The sequence below is a fragment of the Arthrobacter sp. TJ-266 genome, from assembly GCF_058269115.1.
In genome coordinates, this window is record NZ_JBZCNC010000002.1 from 714,826 (window position 1) to 740,393 (window position 25,568).

Here is a 25,568-nt window from a genome sequence, read left to right on the forward strand (position 1 = left end):
GGAATGTGGATCCCTCACCAGCCTTCGTCATTGTCTCACACCGTGCTGCGGCGGGCCCGGAACCCGCGGTCCGCGCGCAGGGCGGCCGTCGTCGGGAGGTCGGCTCGAGCGCCCGTGGAACGCATCGGCAGGTCCCGGACGACGGCGAGCACCGGGCGCATCGCCCGGTGCTCGTCAGCGCTCGGGCAGCTGGCCCGTCACGGGTGCGTTGTCCTCTGCGAGGGGCCTCGCCACCGGCACCTTCGTGCCGAGGACCTGCGCCACGACGTCGTGGGTGATCTTCTGCGCGGTGAGGCCCACCCGGGCCAGCACCTGATTGCGTGTCCCGTGGTCGAGGAACTCCACCGGGAGCCCCACCTCGTTGAGCGCGGTGTCCACCCCTGCCGACCGCATCTCCTGGCGGATCCGCGACCCGACACCGCCGGCTCGGACGCCGTCCTCGATCACGATCACGATGCGGTGGTCGGCGGCGAGGTCGATCACCGAGCGGCGGACCGGCAGCACCCACCGCGGGTCGATCACGGTGGAGCTGATGCCCTGGGCGCCCAGCCTGTTGGAGACGTCGAGCGCGAGTTCGCTCATGGCCCCCACGCTGACGATCAGGACGTCGTTCCGGCGCGACCCGGACGGTCGGCGTGAGAGGACGTCCACGCCGTCGTGCAGCCGCTCGACGGCTTCGACCTCCGCACCCACGGTGCCCTTCGAGTAGCGGACCACGCTCGGCGCGTCGGACACGGCGACGGCCTCCCGGAGCTCCTCACGGAGGCGGGAGGCGTCGCGGGGGGCCGCGAGGTGCAGGCCCGGGATGGCCTGCAACATGGCGAGGTCCCACATGCCGTGGTGGCTCGCGCCGTCGGGCCCGGTGACGCCGGAGCGGTCGAGGACGATGGTCACCCCGGCCTTGTGGAGCGCGACGTCCATGAGGAGCTGGTCGAACGCCCGGTTGAGGAACGTGGCGTAGAGGGCGATCACCGGGTGCAGTCCGCCGAAGGCCATGCCGGCCGCGCTGGTGACGGCGTGCTGTTCCGCGATGCCGACGTCGAACACCCTGTCGGGGTGACGCTCGGCGAAGGTGTGCAGACCCACGGGGATCAGCATGGCGCCGGTGATGCCCACGATGTCGGGGCGTTCGTCGGCGATGTCGGCGATCTCGGAGGCGAAGACGGAGGTCCAGGACTGCGCTCCGGCGGCGCCCACGGGCTGGCCGGTCTCCGGATCGATGATCCCCACGGCGTGGAACTGGTCGGCGTCGTGGGCCCTGGCGGGCGCGTATCCGTGGCCCTTCTCGGTGATCGCGTGCACGATCACGGGACCCTCGTACTTCTTGGCGAGGTGCAGTGCCTGCTCGACGGCGGACTGGTCATGACCGTCCACCGGCCCGACGTACTTCATGCCGAGGTCCTCGAAGAGCCCCTGCGGCGCCCACCAGTCCTTGATGCCCTTCTTCATGGCGTGGAGGCTCTTGTAGCTGAACTCGCCCACCGTGCCGCCGTTCTGCATGCGGTTCTTGACCCAGTCGAGCGTCCGCTCGTACACGCGGTGGGTGCGGACGGTGTCGAGGGTGGGCCGCAGGGAGGCGAGGTAGTCGGCTACGCCGCCGATGGTCGGCGCGTAGGAGCGCCCGTTGTCGTTGACGACGATGACCACCCGGCGGCGCTTGTCCGCCGCGATGTTGTTGATCGCCTCCCAGGCCATGCCACCCGTGAGTGCGCCGTCACCCACGAGGACCACGGTGTAGCGATCCCCCTCGCCGCTGAGCACCCGGGCGCGGGAGATGCCGTCCGCCCACGAGAGCGAGGAGGAGGCATGGGAGCTCTCGACGACGTCGTGCACGGATTCGGCGCGTGACGGGTAGCCGGAGAGGCCTCCCTGCTGGCGTAGCGTGTCGAAGTCCTGGCGTCCGGTGACCAGCTTGTGGACGTAGGACTGGTGACCCGTGTCGAAGATGATGCTGTCCCGGGGCGAGTCGAAGACGCGGTGGATGCCGAGGGTGAGTTCCACGACACCGAGGTTCGGTCCGAGATGGCCGCCGGTGCGCGAGACGTTGCTGACCAGGAAGTCGCGGATCTCCCGCGCCAGCGCTGTCAGCTGTGCCTCGGTGAGTTTGCTCAGGTCCTGTGGGCCGTGGATCGTCGTCAGGAGTCCCATCGGCACCTCCTCGCTCGGTGATCGCTGTCTTCGGCGGGGCGTCGTAGCGCCCCTGGGTGTCTTCAACTCTAACGTTCGGCCCCTGTGACGGGTGCCATTGACTCTTCGGTGCCGCACCCCGGATCGGCTTGCCCCGGGCTGCCGATCGATGCGGTGGCCGCTGTCACGAGGACGGCGGGAGGAGCCGCGCGAAGGACTCCATGTGATGCGTGTGCGGGTAGAGGTCCAGGACGCGCAGGTGGTCCAGGGACCATCCGGCGCCGAGGAAGTAGCCGAGATCGCGGGCGAACGAGGCCGGGTCGCAGGACACGTACCCGACGGCGCGCGGGCGTGCATCGACCATCTGCCGCACGACCTTCCTCCCCGCGCCGGCCCTCGGCGGGTCGAGCAGGACGACGTCGAGCGGGCCGTCCCAGCCCCCGAGGACGGCGTCCACGCGTCCCTGAACGATCGACACGTGGTCCTGGCCGTGGAGATTGCGCTTCGCGTCGCGGCTCGTCCCCGGGGAACCCTCGACGGACAGCACCGAGCCGTCCGGGCCCACCGCGCGCGCCAGCGGCACGGTGAACAGGCCGGCGCCGGCGAAGAGGTCCGCGAACCGCTCCCCCGGTGCAGGCTGCAGCCCGTCGAGCACCGCGGCGACGAGCGTCTCGGGCGCCCGGCGGTGGATCTGCCAGAACCCTGCTCCGCTCACCCGGTACTCGTCGTCGAACACCGTCTCCCGGAGCCAGGTGCGGCCCTTCAGCCGCTGCACCTGACCGGACTCGGGGTCGAGGACGGCCACGGACGCCCCGCTGATGGCCGACGCGACGGCCGCCACCCGCCGCGGTGTGGTCGTGGCGGCCGGGACCAGGAGCACGAGGGGGTCTCCCCCACCGGACGGGACCGCGACCTCCAGCCGCTCGAGGCCGGTGAGCTCCAGCGTCCAGAGGGCGAGCGCGTCGATCTCCGGGACGGCCAGCGGCATGGCGCGGACGGGCACGACGTCGTGGGAGCGGTGCACGTGCATGGCGAGCTTCCCCGAGGCGTCGACGGCGAACGAGGCCCTGGTGCGCCAGCCGAGACCGTCACTCGACTCGCCGGCGGCGGCCTCGACCACGACCCCCCGTTCGACGGACGCGAGGCGCGCGAGCTGTTCCTCGAAGACGGCGCCCTTCAACCGGCGCTGCTCGTCGAGCGCGATGTGGCCGAACTCCGCTCCACCCACGGGCGCGCGGCCGCGTGCTGCGGCTCCGAGGGCGTCGGCCGGCGTCCAGGGGTGCGCGACGCGGTGGGGGGAGTCCTCGAGCACCTCGATCACATCGGCGCGCCAGAAGCTCGCGGCGTCATCCGTCTCCGTGAACCGGACACGGACAACCTCTCCGGGTAGGGCGTGCCGTACGAAGACGACCCTGCCCTCGTGCCGGGCGACGAAGTGGCCGCCGTGGGCGGGCCGCTCGACGGTGAGGACCGCCTTCGTGCCGGTGACTCCGCCGGCGGGGTCACCCGCCGGACCGGGCGTGCCGGGACCGGGCGTGCCGGGACCGGAGGTACCTGGGGTGGACGCGGACGTGCCGGAGGTGGTGTCGGGAGGGGTGGTGCCCGTCGGGGCGTTCGCGCTGTTCTGATGCATGGGGTGTTCCTAGTTGAGGTCCTGGTAGGTGCGGGTGGCGTCCGAGGACGCGAGCTGCCACGGGACGCTGGCCACCATGACGCCGGGGACGAAGTGGAGCCGCGCCTTGATGCGCAGCGCCGTCTGGTTGTGCACCAGTTGCTCCCACCACCGACCCACCACGTACTCGGGGATGTAGACGACGATCAGGTCCCTCGGAGCGTCACGGCGCATGGTCCTGATGTAGTCGAGGATCGGCGAGATGGTGTCGCGGTAGGGCGACGCGAGGACGGTGATGGGTACCGGGATCTCGTACTTCTCCCAGTCGGCGAGCGTGCGGCGCGTCTGCTCCGGATCGACGTCCACCGTGATGGCGTCCAGCCGGGACGGGCGGGACGCGCGCGCGAACGCGAGTGCCCTGAGCACGGGTTTCCGGACGTGCGAGACCAGGATCACGGCGTGCACGCGGGACGGGAGGGCACGCAGCTTGACGGCGTCGTCGATGGCGAGTTCCTCCGCGACGGCGTCGTAGTGCTTCTTGATGCTCCGCATCAGTGCGAAGAGGACGGCCATCGCGAGGACGGCGATCCACGCGCCGTACTCGAACTTCGTGACCAGCACGACGACGAGCACCGCGGCGGTGAGGACGAACCCGAGCGTGTTGATGGCCCGGGACTTCTGCATGCGCCAGCGCTCCTGCGTCCCCACGGTGCTGCGCAGCGTCCGCGTCCAGTGCCGGATGAGTCCGAGCTGGCCGGCGGTGAAGGACACGAACACGCCCACGATGTAGAGCTGCACCAGCGCGGTGACGTCGGCCTGGAAGACCAGGATGAGGACGACGGCGCCCAGTCCCAGCGCGATGATGCCGTTGCTGAACGTCAGGCGGTCGCCGCGCGTGCGCAGCTGGCGTGGCAGGTAGCCGTCCGTGGCGAGGATCGAGGCCAGCACCGGGAAGGCGTTGAACGCGGCGTGGCCGGCGAGCATCAGGACGAGGGCGGTGGCCGCCACCACGACGAACAGGAGGGGCGAGTCGGACCCGAACACCGTCCTCGCCAGCTGGCTCACCACGGGTGCCTGGATGTAGTCGGCCGGGACCGGACCGCCGTCGAGCAGCAGTTGGGAGGACGGGTCCTGCACCACGTGCACCCGCGCGGCGTCGGCGAGGAAGAGGACGCCCGCGAGCATCACGGAGGAGACGAGGCCGAGGACCAGGAGCGTGGTGGCGGCGTTGCGGCTCCGCGGCGCCTCGAAGCGCGGCACGTTCGCTCCCGGGCCCTCGAGCCCGGTCAGGGCGGCCGCCCCCGCGGAGAACGCCCGGAGGATCAGCAGCGCGCCGGCCAGGCCCACCAGGCCGGCGTCGAGCGCGGCGTCCGGGAGGATCTCGAACCGCGCACTCGGTGCCTCCTCGAGCGACCCCGAGAGGACCTGCGCGGTACCCGTGGCACAGAGGATGAGAATGCCCGCGAGGAACGCGTAGGTGATCACCGCGCGCGCACGCACCCCGCGGGTGATCCCGCGGAGGTTCAGCAGGACCAGGAGGGCGACGCCGACCACCGCCAGCACCACGCGGCCGGATTCGAGAGCGGGCGCGATCGAGACCAGGTACTGCGCGGCGGCCGAGACCGACACCGCCACGGTGAGCAGGTAGTCGATCATGAGCGCCGAGGCGACCGTTGTGCCGGCGCGGGGGCCGAGGTTCCGCTTGGCGATCTCGTAGTCCCCTCCGCCGGAGGGGTAGGCGTGCACGGCCTGCCGGTAGGAGGCGATGACGACGAGCAGCACGGCGATCACGGCCAGACCCACCCAGGGCGAGACGGCGACCGATGCGACGCCCGCGAGCGCGAGCGTCAGGAGGATCTCGTCGGGCGCGTAGGCCACGGAGGAGAGGGCGCTCGCCGAGAACACCGGCATGGCGAGGCGCTTGGGGAGAGTCCTGTTCCTCAGCCGGTCACTGGCGAACGGCTTGCCGACCAGCACCCGCTTGACGGCCTCGAGAAAAGTCAGCACGCCCCACAGACTACTGCGTCCGTGCCTGCGCCCAGCCACTAGGCTTGGGGCTGGAATCGTCCGCTCGACACAGGAACCCGAGGTGCACCCGGTGGCTCATTTCGTGATCATGGGCTGCGGCCGGGTAGGCGTCAGCCTCGCCCACACGCTCGACGAGTCCGGCCACTCCGTGGCGATCATCGACCAGGACGACCGCGCCTTCCGCCGGCTGCGCTCCTCCTTCGGGGGGCGGCGGGTCACCGGTGTCGGTTTCGACCGGGAGACCCTCAAGTACGCCGAGATCGAGCAGGCCTACGCGTTCGCCGCCGTCTCCAGCGGCGACAACTCGAACATCCTCGCCACACGGGTGGCGCGGGAGACCTTCCACGTACCCCACGTGGTGGCCCGCATCTACGACCCGGGGCGCGCGGAGATCTACCAGCGACTCGGTATCCCCACGGTCGCGGCCGTGCGGTGGAGCGCAGACCAGGTGCTGCGTCGAATCCTCCCGGAGCAGACCATCAACGGTGACTTCCGGGAGACCTCGGGGCGCCTGATCCTCGCGGAGCTCGCCCTCGGGGACGGGTGGCTCGGCCGGTCGCTGCGGAGCATCGAGGCGGCCAGCGGGGTGCGGATCGCCTACATCACACGGTTCGGCGAGGGCATGCTGCCTACCTCCGAGACGAGCTATCAGCAGGGCGACATCCTGCACGCCATGATGAGGACGACGGCGACCGACGAGATCGGCCGCATCCTCGCCGCACCACCGAAGGAGGAGGCCCCGTGAGGGTTGTCATCGCAGGTGCCGGCAGTGTCGGCTCGTCCATCGCCCGTGAGCTCCTCGGCAACAAGCACGAGATCCTGCTCATCGACGAGAAGCCCGAGGTCATCGGCCGGAGCGGGCTCAAGGGCGCGAAGTGGCTCATCGGCGACGCCTGCGAGCTGACGACGCTGAAGGACGCGCGGCTCGACGAGGCCGACGTGGTGGTCTCGGCGACCGGTGACGACAAGGTCAACCTGGTGGTGTCCCTGCTCGCGAAGAGCGAGTTCGGGGTGGGCCGCACGGTCGGTCGCGTCAACAATCCGAAGAACGACTGGATGTTCGACGACTCCTGGGGCGTCGACGTCGCCGTCAACACGCCCCGCCTCATGACGGCGCTCGTCGAGGAGGCGGTGGAGATCGGCGACCTCGTGCGCCTGCTGACCCTGCAGACCGGGGCTGCGTCGATCGTCGAGTTCACGGTCCCGCACGACTCACCGCTGGTGGGCGGCACGATCGGATCGATAGAGCTGCCCTCGGACTGCGCCGTCGTCGCCATCCTGCGCGACGAGTCACCGATGACGCCGAGCCCGGACGACGTGGTCGAGGGCGGCGACGAGGTGTTCTTCCTCGCGGCGATCGCCGCGGAGGACGCCCTGCGGGTGGCGCTCTCGGCGCGCATGGAGGACGACTCCTAGGACGGCCGGCGCAGCGTCCGCGAGGGGTCCGGTGCCGCAGTGGCGGGCGTCAGGACGACGGCGGCGTGGCCGAGGCCTTCTCCCCGGCGCCGTCCGTGGGCAAGATCCGCGGACGCGACACCACCCAGGCGAGCCACAGGCCGAGCGCGTAGAGCGGCAGGCCCATGGCCACCCGCGTGGACCCCAGCGCCGCGACGTTCTCCGCGAGGTACAGAGGGACCTGCACCACGAGCCGCAGGGCGAGCACCCCGACGATGATCCACGTCGCGAGGGCGTAGGCGCGTACGCGGCCGGGGTCCTTCCGCCATTCGATGCCCTCGTTGCGGATGAAGCCGAAGATGAGCCCGGCGAAGGGCCAGCGGAAGACCACCGACGCCGCCATGGCCACGATGTACGCGCCGTTGATGTAGAAGCCGGGCAGGAAGAAGTCCTCGGCGTTGCCGGTCCGCTGCGCCACGAAGGCGCAGAACGCCACGCCCACGAGGCCCGCGAGGGCCTGTGTCACGGGAGTGCGGGAGACGAGCCTGATCACCGTGAAGACCGCGGCCACGGCCAGGGCCGCGATCAGGGAGACGGACAGCTCGGACGTGAATGTGAAGAGGACGGTGAACACCAGGCCGGGCGCGATGCTCTCCGCGAGACCCTGCACACCGCCGATGGACGAGAGGACGTCGATCTGCCCGGACTCCGAGCGCTGCACGCCGGATCGGGCGGCGTACTGGGACGCGAGTTCCGCCGCCGTCGGGCCCTGGTGCGCCTCGTGATCCTGTCCGGACCCACCCGCAGGTGCCTGCCGCTGCGCGTCGCCCTCGGCGGGCCTGTCGGTGTCACTCATGAATACTCCTCGGGCCGGCCGATGATCTCGTAGCGGGGGTTGTACACGGTGGGGATGCCGTCCACGCGGGTCAGCATGCCCTCGATCCTGACGGCCACGCCGGCCTCGATGCCCGGGACCCGGCGCTGGCCCATCCAGACGACGCGCACGTCATGGCGGACGGCCCGTCGGATGATCCGCAGGAGGACCGTGAACGTCGGAGCACTGAGCGCCGGAGCCAGGGTGACCCGCTCGACCACCCCCTGCACGGTGATCCTCCCCCGCTGGGGCAGCTCCACCCCCGCGGCGTCCGCGTCACTCCCCGGGGGGCGGATGGCGCGCGACGACGGCGGGTTCGGCGAGACGGGCACGTGCGTCAGCGGGTCTCGGTGATCTCGGGGCCGCGCTGCAGCGGGTTGAGGTCCGGGCGCTCGGGCGTCAGCGGCGGCGGACTTGCAGCGGCGTCCTTGGGGAGCTTGAGCTGCAGCAGTTCCCGTGGGGGCAACGGGTGGTCACCACGGACCACGACGACGCTGCGGAAGAGCTGCTCGATGGCCGCGGCTGCGTGGGGCTCGATGGCTGCCGGTCCGCCGAACACACCTCGGAGGAACCACCGGGGCCCGTTGATACCGACGAACCGCGCGACGCGCACGCCTGCCTGGCCGTCCGGCGTCTGGGCGGGCAGCGTCGCGACCAGTTCCGTGCCGAGGCGCCCCGGGCGCTCCTGCACCGTGCCGCCCTGGGACCCTACCGACACGCCGATCTGCTCCCGGATCTCGTCCCACAGTCCTTCGGTCCTGGGTGCCGCGAAGGCCTGGAGCTGCAGGGTGGAGCCGCCGAGGTCGAGGGTGACGGCGATGACGCGCTTGCTGCGCTCCTCGACCTCGAGGCGGAGTTGGAGGCCTTCGGCGGCGTTGATGCGCAGTGCACCGAGGTCGATGTAACCGCTCGCAGTGTCCTGCTCGGAGGCGTCGAACGGTCCGAGTGCGGCGCGGTCGTAGTCGGCCGTCGCGACGTGGCCGGCCTGGGGGGCGACAGCCGGTGCGTCATCGCCCGTCGGCGCAGAGTCGGTCGGCGCTGGATCCGTCGGCGCGGAGTCCGATGCCTCGGAGCCCGTCGGCGCGGGATCCGTCACCTCGGGAGTGGCGGTGGACGCCGTGACCCCCGTCTCCGTGGTGGGCTCGGCGTCGTGCTGCTGTGCCGACTCGCCGGCCGGAGCGGCGTCGTCCTGTTTCTTCTTCCTGAGGCGCCCGAAAGCCATGGCGGGTTCCTTTCCTGATGACGTGAGAGGGTTCGTGGGACTGCGGTGGTGACGTGTGGTGATGCGGTGCGGTCTGGGGTTCGAGCGCGGCCCGGGGGCGTCAGCCGTCCACGACGCTGACCGGGGGGCTGCCGGCCGCCGGATCGCGGAAGCCGCCGGTGGACCCGAAGCCGCCGGACCCGCGAGCGGTTCCGGGAAGCTCCTGCACCACGACGAAATCGGCGTGCTCGACGCGTTGGATGACCAGCTGGGCGATGCGGTCGCCCCGGGTGAAACGCACGGCGGCGGAGCGATCGGTGTTGAGCAGGCAGACCTGGATCTCGCCCCGGTACCCGGAGTCGATGGTCCCCGGTGCGTTGACGACGGTCACGCCGAAGCGCGCCGCCAGTCCCGACCGGGGATGGACGAGCCCGACATGGTCCGGAGGGAGGGCGATCGCGACCCCGGTCGGCACGAGGGCCCGCTCGCCGGGTTCGAGGACGAGGTCGACGGTGGTGCGGAGGTCGGCGCCGGCGTCGCCGTCGGTGGCGTAGGAGGGCGGCACGAGCCCGTCGTCGAGCATCACGATCTGGACCGGGAGGCCCTGCTGTGCACCCATCGACCGCATCTCCACCGTTCGCATTCCGGCTACCAGCCCCCCACTGTAGCGCCTTTGACCGGCGCTCCGACGGCGGCGAGGGATGAGGTGCGACCCGATTGATGGAATGCTGGAGTCATGTCCAGCGCACCAGGGGAAGCCCCCCGCACCACGTCCGGCGAGAGTGTCCTGTACGAGGAGAAGCTGTGGCCCTCCCCTTGGATCTGGCTGATCGCCGCGGGTTTCTCGTCGGCCACCATCGTGATGTTCGCGCCCATCTCCGTGGGCTTCGCCGTCGGGGCCGCCGTGGTGGTCGCGGCGATCGTGTTCACGCTGCTGATCCTCTCCACGCCGCGCATCCAGGTGACTCCGACCACCCTCACGGTGGGACGGGCGTCGATCGAGCGCAGGTATCTCGGGACGGCGGAGTGGTTCACGGGCGACGACGCGACGTATGAACGCGGACCGGGGCTCAACGGCCTCGCGTACCTCTGCATCCGCGGATGGATCTCGCCGATCGTGACGGTCCAGGTCACCGATCCCGAGGACCGGACGCCGTACTGGCTGATGTCCTCCCGCCACCCCGAACGTCTCGTGGCCGCCCTCGAGGCGTGACGCCGTCCGAGTGCGAGGGTCAGCCCTCGCACTCCGTGCAGAACAGCTGCCCCCCGCGGTCGTGGGCGATCTGCGACCGGTGCCGTACCAGGAAGCAGGACGCGCAGGTGAACTCGTCCGCCTGGGCGGCCAGGACCTGCTCGGTCACCTCCTCGCTGGACAGATCGGCGCCGGGGAGATCGAAGGCCTCCGCCGACGCGATGTCCTCCGCGGTCACCGCCTCCGCACCGAACAATCGCCGGGCAAGGGTCAGCACAGAGGGCCGCGCTCCGTAGGTGTCCGTGATCGTTCCGCCGGCCATCGTGTCGGTTGCCTCGTCATGAGGTGTCATGCCTGGTATCCCACGCTCCCTTGTCTGCTGCGGCGAGCCACTGCTCGCCGCTTTCGTCAACGCCGGGCACGCCCGATTTGTGCCCGCGAGGGGCCGTGCGGAGGCCCGGAGCGCCACGCCTCGCGGTGTAGTAGGAAAGGCTGTCATTCAATGGCACAGTTTCATCTAGGAAATGCCGTCAGCTGGAGGAATGCATGCAGGAGTTACGCCTGGTGGGAGTGGATGGCGAACATCTGCGCTTGAGCAGCGAACAGGGCGCGACGTTCCGTCTGCCCATCGACGATGCCCTGCGCACGGCCACGGCCGGCGAGAACGCGGGCAGGGCGATCAGCGCGGCCGGACAGGACACCGCCACCGACGCCGCGGGCACCCCAGCGACTCCCCCCGCGAGGAAGCCGACGAAGCCGCCGGTCCCGCTCACTCCACGTGACATCCAGGCGCGCATCCGGTCGGGTGCGACGGCCGAACAGGTCGCCTCCGACGCCGGTGTCGACCTGCAGCACGTCCTGCGCTACGAGGGCCCCGTCAGGGCCGAGCGCGAGTACATCGCCTACCTCGCCCAGCGCGTCGAGGTCGCCTCCCCCCTGCCGAGCCACGACGGGTACCGGTCGGCGTTCGGGGACGAACCCGCGCGGCTCGGCGACATGGTCGCGTACCGGGTCCGCAGCTACGGGATCGATCCGGCGACGCTGGAGTGGGATTCCTGGCGCCGGCCCGACGGCGCCTGGCACGTGGTGGCGTCGTTCGAGCTCCCGGAGGAGTCACGGGTGGACCTCGGGGAGCAGCCCCCTGCCTGGTGGACGTACAACCCCACGCGGAAGAACGTGGCGAACGGCAACCGATGGGCGCAGGTGCTGAGCGAACTCGAACCGCTCGACGGCCCGCTTCCCTCCCGGCGGCTCAGCGCCGTCGCGGACCGCGTCTTCGATTTCGAAGCCGTCAAGGACGCAGGGGCCCAGGAGTCCGATGCACACGAAGCCGTCGAAGGACGCGACGGGACAGACGCACTCGACGGTTCCGACGCACCCTCACCGTCGGAGGAGCAGGACAGCCTCCTGGAGGTCCTCCGGTCGCGGCGCGGGCAGCGACTCGGCGCCGACGAGGAGCAGGACGACGCCCTCGCCGTCATGCTCACACGCGGAGCCATTCCTGCCGCGCACCCCCGCGACGGTGGGGAGTCCGAGCCGGGCCACGGTGAGGACCCCGTCCTCCCGCTCTCCCTGGCTCCGCAGGCCTCTGCCGACGCCGACAACGGTGATCCGAAGGAGGGTGATGCGTCGCAGGACCGCAACGACGACGGCACGCCGCGTTTGTATGACGGCGTCAGCACCGACACCCGGGAGATCAGCATCTTCGCCCGACCGTCGTCGGGCAAGGCACCCCGCGATCGCACGGGAGCTACCGCCGACGAGCCCGCGAGGCCGGCTGCGAACGCCGGCAAGGCGAGGGACAGCGCGAAGGCCGCCGCGAAGGACAGCGGGAAGGACGACGCCGACCCGGCCGCCGAGCGACGCGCCAAGCCGAAGCGCTCCAGCGTCCCGAGCTGGGACGACATCGTGTTCGGACGCCGGGGGGACTGAGCCCGCGCGGGAGGGCGTCAGGGGCCTGCGAGCTCCTCGGTCCTCTGCTCGAACGGCAGCGGGATCTCGTTGCTGAAGAGCAACGGCGAGGTGCGCGAGGTCTGTCGGCGCATGTGATGCCCGCGGCAGAGCGTCTCGTACCCGATCACCGGGGTCAGGTCCCGGCCGCCATCCGCCGCACCCGACGCGGAGGCACCTCCGCGGGACGCACCCGCCGGGCCGCCGTCGAGGTCACCCGGGACGCCGGCCGACTGGTCGACGTCCCCGACGACCATCTGGTCACCCTCGACGACCATCACGCCGTCCACGGTGCGCGCGTTGTGCGTGGCCCGCTTGCCGCACCAGCACAGGGCTTCGACCTGGAGGACCTGCACGCGGTCCGCGAGCTCGATCAGGCGCTGCGATCCGGGGAAGAGCCTGGTGCGGAAGTCCGAGGTGATACCGAAGGCGAAGACGTCGATACCCATCTCGTCAACCACGCGCGCGAGCTGATCGATCTGCTCCACGGAATAGAACTGCGCCTCGTCGCAGATGGCGTAGTCGATCCGCGCCCCCCTGGTCTGGCGTCGTGAGAACTCCGACCAGAAGTCCGTCTCCGCCCGGACCTCCACCGCGGGGACCTGCAGCCCGAGTCGGCTGGAGATCATCGACTCGCCCGCGCGGTCGTGCGAGCTGAACAGCAGACCCTGCCGTCCGCGTGCCGCGTGGTTGTGGTCCATCTGCAGGGCGAGCGTCGACTTCCCGCAGTCCATGGTGCCCGAGAAGAACAGCAGCTCAGCCACGGCCGCGCCCCTTGCGCCGGGCGGGCGACCCGCCGTCCGCCGTGGGGAGCTGCAACAGGGGGACTTCCCGCTCGGCCCGCGTGAGCGAGCCGTGCTGCCCGACCATCTCGAAGGCGGTGTGCTGGACGCGCCGCCCGTCGATCAGGGCGATGGCCTCGCGGGCCAGGACGAGGACGTCGCCGATACGAGGGCGGACGGCATCATCCACGGCGCCGAAGTACCCCTGCGCGATCGCCTCGTCCCGGGTGAGGACCCACGCACGGGTCCCGAAGGCCTCGTGCCACCGCACCGCGACGGCCTCGCGCTCGGTGGCTGTGAGGTTCGTGTCCAGGTACAGGTGCAGCATCCGCGCCTCACCCGCCGTGTGACGGACGCCGTCCAGCAGGTCCGGTCGCTGCGCGTAGTCGATGCGCTGCGTCGCCGGGACGTCCACCATCCCGTGGTCCGCCGTCACCAGGAGGAGGGTGTCGGAGGGGACGCGGCGGGCCAGGAGCTTCAGTGCTGCGTCGAGGTCCTCCAGGGCCCGGAGCCAGTGGCTCGAGGCCACACCGTAGCGGTGCCCGGCCTTGTCGAGGTCATTGAGGTAGAAGTACATGAGCATGCTCGGCGCACGGGACAACCGCTCGGCCGCGGTGTCGAGCATCGCGTGGATGGTCGATGCCCCGACGAACACCCCGCCCCGGAGGGCCGCCCGTGTCATGGGCGAGTCCTCGAACCGGGGCTGGCTCACGGTGACCACCGGGATATGGCGGGCTGCCCGCTCGAACACCGTCTCGTGCGGCTGCCAGAGAGCGGGGTCGACGCCGGCGTCCCACCGGCCGAGCATGTTGACCACCTTGTCCTGGTCGGGGTCGAGGACGTCGTACCCCACGAGCCCGTGGCGTCCGGGCGGCAGTCCCGTCCCGAGGCTTGCGAGCGAGGAGGCCGTGGTCGAGGGGAACGCCGAGGAGAGCATGCGGGCCGTCTCCAGCCGCTCCCGCAGGTAGGGTGCGTGCGCGGCGTGCTTGCGCAGGAGGCCCAGGCCGAGACCGTCCACCATGACCACGGCGACGCGGCGGGACGCCGGCAGACTGAGGGCGTTCTCGAATCCCGGCACCCCGATCGTCGCGGCAGCACTGGTCATGACCTCTGCGACGGTCGAGGACCCGTAGGCGGGCGCGCTGGGCAGGGATTCCCTGTGCACTCGGCTCATGGAACGCTACTGCTGGTGGTGGGCGCGGCTGAACCGGGCGCCGAAGCCGGGCTGCCTGCGGGTGTCGGGGGCGGGCGCGACGACGAACCCTCCCGCTGCCGGGCTCGCCGAGTTCACCTTGCGCAGTGCGCGCGCGAATGCCTTCGCGTTCTGCACGGCCTGGGCGCCGTCGGCCTCGGCGCTGACCCGCAGCACGATGTCCTCCTGGGCCATGGTGCCGGTGAGGCCGTGGTCGGCGTCGCACTGGGCGTCGCCGCAGCTGGCCGGGCCGATGTCGATGCGCTGCCCGCCGGACCAGGCGATGGCGAGGGTCATCTCGCGCACGGGGTCCGACGGCTTGTAGTCCTGCGGCTGCGCGTAGACGTAGCTCAGCACCACGGAGCGGATCTGGCTGACCGGGACGGATTCCGTGGAGATCTGCGCCATCACCTGCTCACCGGCGTCGTCGAGCTGCTGGTCGTCGACGTGGGTGATGACGAGCATGTCCTCCGTGAGGACGAGCACGGTGATGTGTCGGTGCACCTCGGTGCGCTCAAAATGCGTCTCGAGGTGCGCCACGTGGGACAGCGGTTCACGGCCGTCGAGAGCGTCGCGGACGACGTCGGCCACGAGCCTCGGGTAGAAACCTGTGCGTTCGAGCGACCTGTCGAGGTCGCGCCACTGCGCGGAGAGCGAGGGGGTCATACCCCCAGTTTCCCCCACCCGCCCGCGTTGCACCTAACGGGCGGGCCTACGCGGCGACACGGCGCGACGTGCTGTCCTGCCCCTCGTGCGTCGCGGGTCAGTCACGCATGGCCCGCCGGGCGCTGTCCGTCCGGCGTTGCGGGTTGCCGACGTCGATCCCCGCGCTCAGGACGGTCAGGCCGGAGGTGGCCACGAGCACGGGATTGAAGTCCAGCCGGGCGATCTCGGGATGATTGTCCTTCAGCAGTGCCACGCGGGCCACGAGGTCCTCGATGGCGGGTACGTCCGCGGGCGGAAGCCCCTGGTAGCCCAGGAGCTTCCGCGCGGCGCGGGGCGCCCGGACGAGATCGGTGACGTCGTGGGACGTGAGCGGCGGCACGGCGTGCGCCCAGTCGTCGAGCAGGTTGACGGCGTCCCCGGCGAGGCCGAAAGACACCACGGGACCCATCAGCGGGTCCTCGATGGCGCGGATGCTGCACGCCTGGCCGGAGGGAGCCATCGGCTGCACCTCCATCCCGAAGCTGCCGAACGGGGCCAGCACCTTCTCCATCTGCATGATGTTCCGGCGCAGGGACGCCGCGTCCTCGATGTTGAGCCGTACCCCGCCGAGGTCGAGGCGGTGGCGCAGGTGCTCGTCCATCGTCTTCAGCACGACCGGGAAACCGAACCGTTCGGCGTGTTCCACGGCCTCGTCCGCCGTCGTGAAGCCCGCGGAGGGCAGGAGCGAGATGCCGTAGGCGGACAGGAGGGCCGCGCACTCCCCCGGGCTGAGGCGCGTCAGGTCGACGTCGGAGACCCTCGCACGGACCTGCGCGAGGACGCGCAGCGCCTCGTCGACGTCCACGTCGGCCGGGTCCACGAAGCCTCCGTGCTCGACGGCGCGCCACCGGCAGTACCGCACGACGGCGCCGAGCGCGGCCAGGGCCGCTCCGGGGCTGGGGAAGCACGGCAGTCCCGGCTGGAGGCCCGAGGGCGTGTCCTGAGCGTCGAGCGCGTCCGGCGCGTCGTCCGGCCCCGACGTCGACGCTCCGTGCGCCGCAGCCGATGGAGCGGTCGGTCGATCGGACGGCACCGCGATCAGCCCGTCGAGCTGGAGCCGTCCGTCGAGGATGCCGGGGAAGGATGCGATCACGGGTTTACCCGCAGCCTCACCGCAGCGCTGCAGGCACGCGGCCACGGCCTCGGCCGTCAGCCCTCGTGCGGGGAGCGTGACGACGACGGCGGCGTCCACAGCGTCGTCCTGCAGGGCGTCCATGACAGCGGCCTCGAGCGCGGGGAGGGCCACCGACGCGCCGACGTCGAGCTGCAGCCCGGCGTCCACCCGCGCGACGGTCATGCCCTGCGCCACGACGCCGTCGGCCACGACGGACCCGAGCGCGGGCGAGTTCCCGATGACCGCGACCGCGCCGCCATGCGGCAGGGGCTGGCTCCCCACGATCTGAGCGATGTCCATGAGCTGCTCCGTGGTCCGGACGCGCATGACCCCCGACTGCCGCAGCATCGAGTCGAGCGCACCGGGAGGCGCCTGGGTGGTGCGGACGGCGTGACCGGGGGGCAGGCGGACACCGGTGACGTCCGACATGGCGACGATGACGGGTTTCGTGCGGGCGAGCCGCCGGGCGATGCGCGAGAACTTGCGCGGATTACCGATGGACTCGAAGTAGAGGCCCACCGCGCCGGTGGTGGGGTCGTCCTCCCAGAACTGCATGGCGTCGTTGCCCGAGACGTCGGCCCTGTTGCCCGCGGAGATCACCGAGGAGAGCCCGAGGCCGCGCCGGTGCGCGCTGGCGTACAGCAGCACCCCGAGCCCGGCGGACTGGCTGAAGAGGGACAGTGCGCCGCGCAGCGGCAGGTCCGGCGCCATGGAGGCGTTCAGCCGCACGGCGGGGTCGGTGTTGACCAGTCCGAGCGATTCCGGGCCGACCACGCGCATGCCGTGCGCCCGGGCCTTGTGCACGAGGGCGCGCTGGCGCGCGAGCCCCGTCCCGTCGTCGTCCGTGTACCCGGCGGTCACGACGAGCAGGCCCTTGACGCCGGCGCGGGCGCACTCGTCGACCACGGCGTCGACCTGCGCGTGCGGGACGGCGAGGACCGCGAGGTCCACCGGTTCGGGAACCTCGGCGAGGGACGCGTAGGAGACCATGCCGTGCAGCTCGAAGGCCTCGGGATTGACCGCGAACACGCGCCCCGTGAACCCGGCGTCGACGATGTGGTCGAGGAGCTCGTACCCCACCGTGCCCCACTCGCGGCTCGCCCCGACCACCGCGATGGACGACGGCGTCAGCAGCTCGGCCATGCTGCGCGCCTCGGCGCGGTGCTCACGGGCCTCCATGACCGCCTGCGAGCGGCGCGTCGGGTCGATGTCGAAGCCGAGCACCACCACGCCGTCGTCGAAGTGCCGGTCCACCTCGTAGCCGGCCTCGGCGAAGACGGTGATCATCTTGCGGTTCTCGGGCAGCACCTCGGCGGAGAACCGACCGATGCCGTTCTCGCGCGCCGCGGCGGCGAGGTGCTCGAGCAGGATGGACCCGACCCCGCGTCCCTGGTGGTGGTCGGAGACGTTGAAGGCCACCTCGGCCTCGAGGGGGTCGTCGAGGCGGTCGTACCGCCCGATCCCGATGATCTCCGCGCCCCGCGTGATCACGAAGGCCACGCGGTCGTGGTGGTCCACCTCGGTGAAGCGGCGGAGCTCCTTGGTGCTGAGCGTGGCCTTGTAGGTGAAGAAGCGCAGGTAGATCGAGGCCTGCGACTGGCTGACGTGGAACGCCTGCACGGCGTCGGCGTCCTCCGGCGAGATGGGGCGCAGATGCGCGGTTCCGCCGTCGCGGAGGACGACATCGGCCTCCCAATGTTCCGGGTACTGTCCGTCGGCCGCCATAGACTCAGGGTAGTCGGCATCCCTTCGCCCCACGCGTCGGGGCCGCCCGTCCCGAACCCCATCCCCTGACGTCGAGGAACCGCACAGACATGGCCAGGCGCCAGAACACCGCACCGCCCGAGGACTACACCGAGAAGATCATCGACATCGACGTCGAGACCGAGATGGAGGAGTCCTTCCTCGAGTACGCCTACTCGGTGATCTACTCCCGGGCGCTCCCCGACGCCCGTGACGGCCTCAAGCCCGTCCAGCGACGCATCCTCTACATGATGGCGGAGATGGGCCTGAGGCCCGACCGCGGGCACGTGAAGTCGGCGCGCGTGGTCGGCGAGGTCATGGGCAAGCTCCACCCGCACGGCGACACGGCCATCTACGACGCCATGGTGCGCATGGCACAAAACTTCTCGCTGCGGCTGCCCCTGATCGACGGTCACGGCAACTTCGGGTCGCTCGACGACGGCCCGGCCGCCGCCCGGTACACGGAGGCGAGGCTCGCCGCGGCCGCGCTCAGCATGACCAGCCACCTCGACGAGGACGTCGTCGACTTCATCCCCAACTACGACAACTCCCTCGAGCAGCCGGAGGTGCTGCCCGCGGCCTTCCCGAACCTGCTCGTCAACGGGGCGAGCGGCATCGCCGTCGGGATGGCGACCAACATGCCGCCGCACAACCTCGGCGAAGTGGTCGCCGCCGCACGCCATCTCATCGCGCACCCCGATGCCTCCCTCGAGGACCTCATGCGCTTCGTCCCCGGGCCCGACCTGCCGAGCGGCGGCAGGATCGTGGGGCTCGACGGCGTCCGCGACGCCTATGCGACGGGCCGCGGCTCGTTCAAGACGCGCGCCACCGTCACGGTCGAGCAGCTCTCCGCTCGCCGGACCGGCCTCGTGGTCACCGAACTGCCGTACACCATCGGCCCCGAGAAGGTGATCGAGCGGATCAAGGACGCCGTCAACGCCAAGAAGCTCCAGGGCATCTCCGACATCGTCGATCTCACGGACCGACGGCACGGCCTGCGGCTCGTCATCGAGCTGAAGAACGGCTTCAACCCGAACGCGGTGCTCGCGCAGCTGTACAGGTTCACTCCGATGGAGGACTCGTTCGGCATCAACAACGTGGCACTCGTGGACGGGCAACCCCGCACCCTCGGCCTGCTCGAGCTGCTGCGTGTGTACGTGGCGCACCGCATCCTCGTGGTCCGGCGTCGCACGTCCTACCGTCTGCAGCGCAAGCGCGACCGCCTGCACCTCGTCGAGGGCCTGCTGGTGGCGATCCTCGACATCGACGAGGTCATCCAGATCATCAGGTCCTCCGACGAGACCGCGGCGGCCCGGGAACGGCTCATGGCCATCTACGACCTCACCGAGGTCCAGGCGAACTACATCCTGGAACTGCGCCTGCGCCAGCTCACCAAGTACTCGCGGATCGAGCTCGAGAAGGAGCAGGAGCAGCTGCGCCTCGAGATTGCCGAGCTCGAGGCGATCCTCGGGTCCGAGGATCGCCTGCGCGCCCTCGTCTCCGAGGAGCTCGCCGCACTGGCGGTACAGTTCGCCACCCCGCGACGCACGGTCCTGCTGGAGTCCGAGGCGTCGGCTCCGCTGAAGGGTTCCTCGCTGCCCGCGCCGAGCAAGGGCGCGAAGGCCGTCCTGCCGCTCGAGATCGCCGACGACCCCTGCTGGGTGCTGCTCTCGGCCTCCGGACAGCTCGCCAGGACGTCGGACCGTCAGCCCTTCGGCGACGGCCCCCGCCTCCGCCACGACGCCCTCCTCTCCGTGCTCCCCTCCACGGCGCGCGGCGAGGTGGGTGCGGTCACCTCCGCGGGTCGGATGATCCGCCTGCAGGTCATGGACATGCCGGCGCTCCCGCCCACCAACGGGATGCCGAACCTCGCCGGGGGCGTGCCGTCGTCGGAGTTCCTGACCCTCACCCGCGGCGAATCGCTGGTGGGCCTCGCGCCGCTGACGGGCGTCGTCGCCCTCGGCACGGCGCAGGGCGTGGTCAAGCGCGTCCAGCCGGATCACCCGCTCAACCGCGACGACTGGGAGATCATCACGCTGAAGCCGAAGGATCGTGTGGTGGGTGTGGTCGCCTCCTCGGACGCGGACGATCTCGTGTTCGTCACGCGCCTCGCGCAGCTGCTCCGCTTCCCGGCGTCTGCGGTGCGCCCGCAGGGACGCTCGGCGGGCGGAGTCGCGGGTATCAAGCTCACCTCCGGTGACGCGGTCCTGCACTTCGGTGCCGTCTCCCCCGCCGACGCCCGCGCCGTCGTCGTCACGGTCACGGCGTCCGGTGAGGCACTCCCCGGGACCACCGCCGGTTCGGCGAAGGTCACCGACGCCGCGCAGTACCCCCTCAAGGGGCGGGCGACCGCGGGTGTCAGGGCGCACCGCTTCCTCCGTGGCGAAGAGGCGTTGTCCCTGGCCTGGGTGGGGCACGGGCCGGCACGCGCCACCTCCGCGAACGGCGTGGCGCGCGCGCTGCCCACCGAGCACGGGCGTCGTGACGGCTCGGGCGTACCGCTGAATCAACAGATCGACGCCGTCGGGCCCGGCCCCGACGGACTGTTCGAGCTCATCGCCTCTGCGGGCGCGCGCGGGCCCGGCGCGGCTCGTGCCGGTGCCGGTGCCGAGCCGGACACGACGAGCGACGGGCCTGCCTCGCCCACCCCCGTTCCCGACCTCGGAATCGACGCCGTACCCGACCCCGTTCCCGACTCCGTCCCTCACCTTGGAATCGACGGCGGAGGAGCGGAGCCCGGGTCAGGTACCGGTGGACCGGTCACGGGTCGGAAGCGCGGTCAGCGGAAGAGTCCGTCCTCATCTGTGACGGACGACGGCGACGGGGAGTCCGGGCAGGGAACCCTGCTCTGACGGACGTAACGCGTGTGCCGCCTCATCGGAACGACGACGGGGCGGCACACGCGGGACCGCTCAGTCCGCTGCGGTGAGAGGCAGGTCGAAGACGATCGAGCGCTGCGTCGGCACGTACCCCAGGCGCTCGTACAGCCCGAGGGCACCGGACGGGTTGTCCGTGTCCACGCCGAGGCCCGCGTTGTCCATCCCCGCAGCCCTGTACCGCTTCATGGCCTCGGCAAGCAGGGCCGGTGCCAGGCCGCGGCCCCGCCAGGTGCTCCTCACACCGAGCAGATCGGTGTAGCCCTCGGAATGGCCGAGGAGTTCCGGCGAGTCCGGGTCGCAGCTCGCCAGGTGGTAGGCGATCACGTCCCCGCTCCCGGGCTCCACGAGCGCGAGGCTCCAGTCCGCACGGAACTCGGGGTGGCTGACGGTGAACTGCCACGATTCCTGGTCGCGCGGCTCGCTCCCCCAGTGATCGCGGAACGCGTCGTTGTGGGCGAGCCTCACGAGTTCGACGACGTCGCGGCCTCCCGGGTCGGCGAAGCTGACCAGTTCGAGGTCCTCGGGGAAGACCACCTCGGGGATCGGCTGGTCGAGCGGACGGGTCATCTCCGTGAAGTACCGGACGATCGTGCTGCCGCTTCCGCGGAGGAGCGCGAGGTGGGAGGGGTTCCGCTCCTCGACGTAGCTCCTGAACACGCCCTCGGCCTGGTCGTTCTCGCCGAGCCGCCGGCGTGCCCGCTCTGCCTGCCACTGCAGGATCGCGCGGCCGAGACCCCTGCGTCGCCAGGCTGGATCCACGCCTCCGGCCCCGTGCACGAGGGTGGAGCCCGCGTTCATGGACACCCGGCCGAAGGCCCTCAACTCCCCGGTCTCGTCGAAGCCCGCGATCGTGTCGCGGCGGGCGTCGTTCTTCGAGTTCCGCAGCGCCTGCTCGAGGTCGGCGCGCTGCTCCACCCAGTCCGGCTCGTCGGTCACGGCGATGCGCTTGACGAGCGCCAGCCACCGGTCGATGTCGGCGTAGGCCAACGGTCGCCACTGCAGGTCGGAAGGCAGCTGTCGCGCGTCCTCGGGGCGTTCCGCGGTCGGGCGTTGGGCGGTGGGACGGGCGTCCTCCGGTGAGGTCTCGGGCGTCATGCTGCCAGCGTATCGCCGGGAACCCCGCCACCACAGGAGGACGACCGCCACGGAGTGCTGCCGATCGCGGTGACCTCCTACCGGAGCGTCAGGCCTCCATGGACCCGGGGTGCGGCGGCCCTGGAACCCTGCTCGGTGCCAGGAGCCCAGCACCGAGGTCCAGCACCTCGTCGCACGTCGCCGCCTCGGCGGGATCGTGCGTCACGAGCAGCACGGCGGTCCGTGGCAGGCCGCGGCGCAGATCGGCGAGCAGCGCGCGGGCGCCGTCGCGGTCGAGGTGGGCCGTGGGCTCGTCGAGGAGCACCACGCCGGCCCGCGTGAGCAGTGCGCGAGCGACGGCGAGCCGCTGACGCTGCCCACCGGAGAGCCTCGACCCGCCGGGACCCACCGATGCATCGAGGCCGTCCTCCAGCCCGTCCACCAGGTCCGTCAGCCCCACGGCGTCGATGACCGCGAGGAGCTCACCTTCCGTGGCGCTGTCACCGGGCCTCCGGGCGAGCTGGAGGTTCGCCCGGAGCGTGGAGGTGAAGAGGTGGCTCTCCTGCGGGCACCAGGCGACCCGCGGTCGCGTGGAGGGCGCAACGGCTTCCCCGTCGATCACGAGACGTCCGCGCTCGAGCGGCAGGAATCCGAGCAGGGCGCCGAGGACGGTCGACTTGCCGCTGCCGGACGGCCCGGTGAGCCCCGTCCACCGCCCCGGTTCCAGCGTCAGGTCCACGCAGGTCACCACGGGGTGGCCCGGCTCGTACCCGATCGCTGCGTCCTCGAGGGAGAGCGTGGTGACGGGAACCATGTCGATGCTCCCGGGAGCATCGACGTCGCGTCCTGATGACGAGGGGTCGAGGAACGGCTCGAGCCTCTGCACCACGGCTGCGAGAGGAGCCCAGTGCCGGACGGCCGCGGTACCGGAGACGAAGGGCTCGATCAGTGCGAGCTGCATGAGGACGAGGACGGCCGTGACGTCGGCGGGGAGCCCGTCCGCCGTCACCAGGATGCCCAGGGACGCAGCCGAACAGGCGGCGACGACCACCGCCGTCGACAGACCGGACGCTGCTGCGGAACGACGCGCGGCGGCGGCTAGACGGCCTTCCGTCCGCCGTGTCGCCTCCAGCGCGGCACGGTGCGCACCGTTCACACGGAGATCCGCCGCGGCGCGCAGCAGCCGCGCGACGCGTCCGAGAGCCTCGGCCCTCAACCGCACCGTCACGGCACCTGCCGCCCGTTCGCGCAGCACAGCAATCATCGGCGCGACGACGACGGAACCGCCCACGGCGAGCGCCTGCCAGCCGACGGACGGGGGATGCAGGAGGCCTGTCGTCACGAGAGCCGCGACCCCCGCGAGGACGGCGGTGAGGGCAGGCGAGAGCGCGCGTGCGGAGCGGTCCCGCAACTCGTCGATGTCGCCGACGAGCCGCTCGATCCCCCCGGACCCGCGTGCCAGCCTCCGCCATGACTGCCCGGTCCGCAGCAGACCGGTCCACAGTCCGAGTCGCGTCTCGTCGGCGCGGTGGAACACCGCACGGTGCAGCCACAGCCGCTCCTCGTAGCGCAGCAGCGACCTGCCGATGCCGAAGAACCGCACGCCGACGATCGCCGTGAGCAGGTAGAGGATGGGAGGCTGCTCCGACGCCCGGACGATCAGCCATCCGCTGAGGGCCGTCAGGGCGACGCCGAACACCGCGGACCCGACACCGAGGAGGGTCGCGGCGACGAATCGGCGATCCCAGAGCCGGACGAGCGCGAGGACGGCGCGCGCCGACCGCCACCACCGCGCGAGGGACGGCCGCGGCGCCGGTGCCTCGCTGTGCCCTGGCGTGTCGTCGGACATCGCTGCCGCCGGTATCGCCGATGGTGCTGGGGTGTGTGCTGCGGACAGGCCTGCAGATGCTGCGGACGGAAAGCCATCAGTCTCGCGCTCGCCGTTCGGCTGCCCGTCGGCAGGATAGTCGGCCGCGTTCTCGTCCGTCGGAACCCCTAGACGCAGCTCGCTGTCGGCGATGGCCGCCGTCGCGTCGTCGTGCGCGATCAGCAGGACGGTGAGTCCGGGCCTGCGCGCCGTGATCGCGGCCCGAATTGCCGCGGAGCTGCCATCGTCCACGTGGGCCGTCGGCTCGTCGAGGAGCAGGAGCCCCACGGCGGGATCCTGCGCTCGCAGGAGGGCCCGCGCGACGGCGACGCGCCGCAACTCGCCAGGGCTCAACTCACCTGTCCGCCGGTCCACGAGGTCAGCCGCACCCACGGCGGCGAGCACCTCCGTGAGCGAAGGATCACCCTCCTCCGTCCGCCCGTACAGGGCGAGCTCGGCACGCACGGTGGGCGCGATCAGCTCGGGGTGCTGCGGCACCCAGGCCACGCCGCCGTCGGGCGGGGTCGTCACGGTTCCCTCCACGTGGAGGCCCGCCGGAACCGCTGCGCTGCCCGCGAGGACATGCATGAGCGTCGTCTTGCCGCAGCCGCTCGGGCCCCTCAGGGCCGTGACCGACCCGGGGGCGAGGCTGAACGAGAGATCCCGCACCACGGGGCGCACGGCGCCGTCGTACCGGACCGTCACGCCCGCCAGTGACACCGCCACCGCACCCCCAGCGGCGGGACGTCCGGCGCCCCCGGACGCCGCGAGCGGGGCGTCGATGACCGCGCGGACCCGCGCTCCGCTCTCCTCGCCGTCCTCGCTCGCGTGATGGGCGGCACCGACGTCGCGGAGCGGGCCGTAGCACTCGGGCGCGAGGACGAGGGCGATCAGGGCGGTTTCGAGGTCGAGGTCCCCGTTGATCAGGCGCACCCCCGCGAACACGGCGACGACTGCCACGGAGAGGGTGCTGATCAGCTCGAGCGCCAGCGAGGACAGGAACACCGTGCGGAGGGTCGTCATGGTGCGCGACGAGTAGTCGGCGGCGATCTCGCGCAGGGCGCGCGTCTGCTCGCCCGCGCGGCCGAGACCGACCAGCACCGGCAGCCCGCGGGCCAGTTCCACGAGGTGGTCGGAGAGCCGTCCGAGCGCCGCGGCGGCCTGCTGCGTGCGCTCCTGCGTGTGCAGCCCGATCAGCACCATGAACACGGGCACCAGGGGGACGGTGAGGACGATGATGAGCGCGCTCACCCAGTCCGCCGCGAGGATGCGTGCACCGATGAGGAGGGGCACCACGGCGCACGTGATGAGGGACGGGAGGTACTGGGTGTAGTAGGCATCGAGACCGTCGACGCCCCGGGTGAGCAGCACGGCGAGAGAGCCCTGACCACCGCCCGCAGAGGCCGCGCGAGTGGTACCGCCGTCGTCGAGCACGCGCAGGAGCGCGGCCTCGCGGAGCCTCTCGCGGACGCCGAGGGCGAGCTTGGCGGCCGTGGCGTCCTGGCCCCACGCCGCGGCGGTCCGGAGGATCCCGCCGGCGACGCCCTGCACCAGGACCGCACGGACATCGAGTTGCCCGGCGGCCACGCCGGCGATGCCGATGGCGAGGGCCTGTGCCAAGAGCACCAGGCCGAGCGCGCGTGCCGCGGCGAGGACGCCGAGCAGGTAGACCGCCGACGTCGAGCCCGCAGCCCCGGCAGGACCACCGGCCCTCAGGGAGGCGATGGGCGAGACCCGTCGGGTCCGCTCCGTACCGTCCGTCCCCGGCGCGACCTCCGTGGAGTCGCCTGCGGGCCGCCCCTCCGCGAATGACGTGGAGTGGCGCATGACGGT

At 71.5% G+C, this 25,568-nt stretch carries 20 protein-coding genes; 5 read left to right on the plus strand and 15 right to left on the minus strand.

Annotated elements, in window-relative coordinates; translation table 11 throughout:
• Positions 1-35: 35 nt before the first annotated feature.
• From AC4D12_RS08070 to AC4D12_RS08085, 4 genes are all read right to left on the minus strand, one after another.
• The gene (locus tag AC4D12_RS08070; protein WP_490949371.1) at positions 36-161 is read right to left on the minus strand and encodes a hypothetical protein; all 126 of its coding nucleotides are present in this window, start codon (positions 159-161) and stop codon (positions 36-38) included.
• Positions 162-174: 13 nt separating this feature from the next.
• Complete coding sequence (gene dxs / locus AC4D12_RS08075; protein WP_490949372.1) at positions 175-2,148, minus strand: 1-deoxy-D-xylulose-5-phosphate synthase; 1,974 nt, start codon at positions 2,146-2,148, stop codon at positions 175-177.
• Positions 2,149-2,311: 163 nt separating this feature from the next.
• Entirely contained in the window at positions 2,312-3,760 is a 1,449-nt protein-coding gene (locus AC4D12_RS08080) for a class I SAM-dependent RNA methyltransferase (protein WP_490949373.1), read from the minus strand.
• Positions 3,761-3,769: 9 nt separating this feature from the next.
• Positions 3,770-5,746: an APC family permease gene (locus AC4D12_RS08085; protein ID WP_490949374.1), complete on the minus strand. Its 1,977-nt coding sequence runs from the start codon at positions 5,744-5,746 to the stop codon at positions 3,770-3,772.
• A 91-nt stretch (positions 5,747-5,837) separates the two neighbouring features.
• Here AC4D12_RS08085 and AC4D12_RS08090 point away from each other — a divergent pair, with 91 nt between their 5' ends.
• Both AC4D12_RS08090 and AC4D12_RS08095 read left to right on the plus strand, forming a co-directional pair.
• Positions 5,838-6,512, plus strand: a complete 675-nt coding sequence (locus AC4D12_RS08090; protein WP_490949375.1) for a potassium channel family protein — start codon at positions 5,838-5,840, stop codon at positions 6,510-6,512.
• A complete protein-coding gene (locus tag AC4D12_RS08095; protein ID WP_490949376.1) occupies positions 6,509-7,183 on the plus strand; it encodes a potassium channel family protein in 675 nt (224 codons plus the stop codon). Before AC4D12_RS08090 ends, AC4D12_RS08095 begins: the two co-directional genes overlap by 4 nt.
• A gap of 49 nt (positions 7,184-7,232) precedes the next feature.
• Here the strand turns inward: AC4D12_RS08095 and AC4D12_RS08100 are convergent, their stop codons facing one another.
• The 4 genes from AC4D12_RS08100 to dut form a co-directional block, all read right to left on the minus strand.
• The gene (locus tag AC4D12_RS08100) at positions 7,233-8,018 is read right to left on the minus strand and encodes a DUF3159 domain-containing protein (RefSeq protein ID WP_490949377.1); all 786 of its coding nucleotides are present in this window, start codon (positions 8,016-8,018) and stop codon (positions 7,233-7,235) included.
• A complete protein-coding gene (locus AC4D12_RS08105; protein ID WP_490949378.1) occupies positions 8,015-8,368 on the minus strand; it encodes a hypothetical protein in 354 nt (117 codons plus the stop codon). The genes AC4D12_RS08100 and AC4D12_RS08105 overlap by 4 nt, the downstream gene beginning before the upstream one ends.
• Positions 8,369-8,373: 5 nt before the next feature.
• Positions 8,374-9,258, minus strand: a complete 885-nt coding sequence (locus tag AC4D12_RS08110; protein WP_490949379.1) for a DUF3710 domain-containing protein — start codon at positions 9,256-9,258, stop codon at positions 8,374-8,376.
• Between the two features lie 100 nt (positions 9,259-9,358).
• Positions 9,359-9,865 (minus strand): dUTP diphosphatase, encoded by a 507-nt coding sequence (dut, locus tag AC4D12_RS08115; RefSeq protein WP_490949520.1) that lies wholly within the window; start codon positions 9,863-9,865, stop codon positions 9,359-9,361.
• A 108-nt stretch (positions 9,866-9,973) separates the two neighbouring features.
• On the opposite strand from dut, the gene AC4D12_RS08120 reads away from it, so the two are divergent.
• Positions 9,974-10,450, plus strand: a complete 477-nt coding sequence (locus AC4D12_RS08120; protein ID WP_490949380.1) for a DUF3093 domain-containing protein — start codon at positions 9,974-9,976, stop codon at positions 10,448-10,450.
• Between the two features lie 19 nt (positions 10,451-10,469).
• Here AC4D12_RS08120 and AC4D12_RS08125 read toward each other — a convergent pair whose 3' ends face one another.
• Positions 10,470-10,781 carry a DUF4193 family protein gene (locus AC4D12_RS08125; RefSeq protein WP_490949381.1) on the minus strand — a complete coding sequence of 104 codons (312 nt, stop codon included), beginning with the start codon at positions 10,779-10,781 and terminating at the stop codon, positions 10,470-10,472.
• Positions 10,782-10,975: 194 nt separating this feature from the next.
• Between AC4D12_RS08125 and sepH the strand changes: the two genes are divergently transcribed.
• The gene (gene sepH / locus AC4D12_RS08130; protein ID WP_490949382.1) at positions 10,976-12,361 is read left to right on the plus strand and encodes a septation protein SepH; all 1,386 of its coding nucleotides are present in this window, start codon (positions 10,976-10,978) and stop codon (positions 12,359-12,361) included.
• A 17-nt stretch (positions 12,362-12,378) separates the two neighbouring features.
• Here sepH and AC4D12_RS08135 read toward each other — a convergent pair whose 3' ends face one another.
• The 4 genes from AC4D12_RS08135 to AC4D12_RS08150 all read right to left on the minus strand — a co-directional run bounded on the left by AC4D12_RS08135 (position 12,379) and on the right by AC4D12_RS08150 (position 17,897).
• A complete protein-coding gene (locus AC4D12_RS08135) occupies positions 12,379-13,143 on the minus strand; it encodes a thymidine kinase (protein ID WP_490949383.1) in 765 nt (254 codons plus the stop codon).
• Entirely contained in the window at positions 13,136-14,335 is a 1,200-nt protein-coding gene (locus AC4D12_RS08140; RefSeq protein ID WP_490949384.1) for an alkaline phosphatase family protein, read from the minus strand. Before AC4D12_RS08140 ends, AC4D12_RS08135 begins: the two co-directional genes overlap by 8 nt.
• A 6-nt stretch (positions 14,336-14,341) precedes the next feature.
• Positions 14,342-15,019, minus strand: a complete 678-nt coding sequence (locus AC4D12_RS08145; protein ID WP_490949385.1) for a DUF5998 family protein — start codon at positions 15,017-15,019, stop codon at positions 14,342-14,344.
• Between the two features lie 97 nt (positions 15,020-15,116).
• Positions 15,117-17,897 carry a bifunctional acetate--CoA ligase family protein/GNAT family N-acetyltransferase gene (locus AC4D12_RS08150; protein ID WP_490949386.1) on the minus strand — a complete coding sequence of 927 codons (2,781 nt, stop codon included), beginning with the start codon at positions 17,895-17,897 and terminating at the stop codon, positions 15,117-15,119.
• Between the two features lie 89 nt (positions 17,898-17,986).
• Between AC4D12_RS08150 and AC4D12_RS08155 the strand changes: the two genes are divergently transcribed.
• Positions 17,987-20,767 (plus strand): DNA gyrase/topoisomerase IV subunit A, encoded by a 2,781-nt coding sequence (locus AC4D12_RS08155; protein WP_490949387.1) that lies wholly within the window; start codon positions 17,987-17,989, stop codon positions 20,765-20,767.
• A 60-nt stretch (positions 20,768-20,827) separates the two neighbouring features.
• Here the strand turns inward: AC4D12_RS08155 and AC4D12_RS08160 are convergent, their stop codons facing one another.
• Both AC4D12_RS08160 and cydD read right to left on the minus strand, forming a co-directional pair.
• Positions 20,828-21,889 (minus strand): GNAT family N-acetyltransferase, encoded by a 1,062-nt coding sequence (locus AC4D12_RS08160; protein ID WP_490949388.1) that lies wholly within the window; start codon positions 21,887-21,889, stop codon positions 20,828-20,830.
• 88 nt (positions 21,890-21,977) lie between these two features.
• Positions 21,978-25,562 (minus strand): thiol reductant ABC exporter subunit CydD, encoded by a 3,585-nt coding sequence (gene cydD, locus AC4D12_RS08165; RefSeq protein WP_490949389.1) that lies wholly within the window; start codon positions 25,560-25,562, stop codon positions 21,978-21,980.
• Positions 25,563-25,568 lie beyond the last annotated feature (6 nt).

Excerpts from the sequence above, each read along its gene's own strand:
- AC4D12_RS08120 (WP_490949380.1), top strand. The coding sequence starts at position 9,974 with ATGTCCAGCGCACCAGGGGAAGCCCCCCGCACCACGTCCGGCGAGAGT.
- AC4D12_RS08160 (WP_490949388.1), bottom strand. The coding sequence starts at position 21,889 with ATGACGCCCGAGACCTCACCGGAGGACGCCCGTCCCACCGCCCAACGC.
- cydD (WP_490949389.1), bottom strand. The coding sequence starts at position 25,562 with ATGCGCCACTCCACGTCATTCGCGGAGGGGCGGCCCGCAGGCGACTCC.
- AC4D12_RS08110 (WP_490949379.1), bottom strand. The coding sequence starts at position 9,258 with ATGGCTTTCGGGCGCCTCAGGAAGAAGAAACAGGACGACGCCGCTCCG.
- AC4D12_RS08100 (WP_490949377.1), bottom strand. The coding sequence starts at position 8,018 with ATGAGTGACACCGACAGGCCCGCCGAGGGCGACGCGCAGCGGCAGGCA.
- AC4D12_RS08140 (WP_490949384.1), bottom strand. The coding sequence starts at position 14,335 with ATGAGCCGAGTGCACAGGGAATCCCTGCCCAGCGCGCCCGCCTACGGG.
- AC4D12_RS08070 (WP_490949371.1), bottom strand. The coding sequence starts at position 161 with ATGCGCCCGGTGCTCGCCGTCGTCCGGGACCTGCCGATGCGTTCCACG.
- dxs (WP_490949372.1), bottom strand. The coding sequence starts at position 2,148 with ATGGGACTCCTGACGACGATCCACGGCCCACAGGACCTGAGCAAACTC.
- AC4D12_RS08080 (WP_490949373.1), bottom strand. The coding sequence starts at position 3,760 with ATGCATCAGAACAGCGCGAACGCCCCGACGGGCACCACCCCTCCCGAC.
- sepH (WP_490949382.1), top strand. The coding sequence starts at position 10,976 with ATGCAGGAGTTACGCCTGGTGGGAGTGGATGGCGAACATCTGCGCTTG.
- AC4D12_RS08125 (WP_490949381.1), bottom strand. The coding sequence starts at position 10,781 with ATGACACCTCATGACGAGGCAACCGACACGATGGCCGGCGGAACGATC.
- dut (WP_490949520.1), bottom strand. The coding sequence starts at position 9,865 with ATGCGGTCGATGGGTGCACAGCAGGGCCTCCCGGTCCAGATCGTGATG.
- AC4D12_RS08155 (WP_490949387.1), top strand. The coding sequence starts at position 17,987 with ATGGCCAGGCGCCAGAACACCGCACCGCCCGAGGACTACACCGAGAAG.
- AC4D12_RS08145 (WP_490949385.1), bottom strand. The coding sequence starts at position 15,019 with ATGACCCCCTCGCTCTCCGCGCAGTGGCGCGACCTCGACAGGTCGCTC.
- AC4D12_RS08150 (WP_490949386.1), bottom strand. The coding sequence starts at position 17,897 with ATGGCGGCCGACGGACAGTACCCGGAACATTGGGAGGCCGATGTCGTC.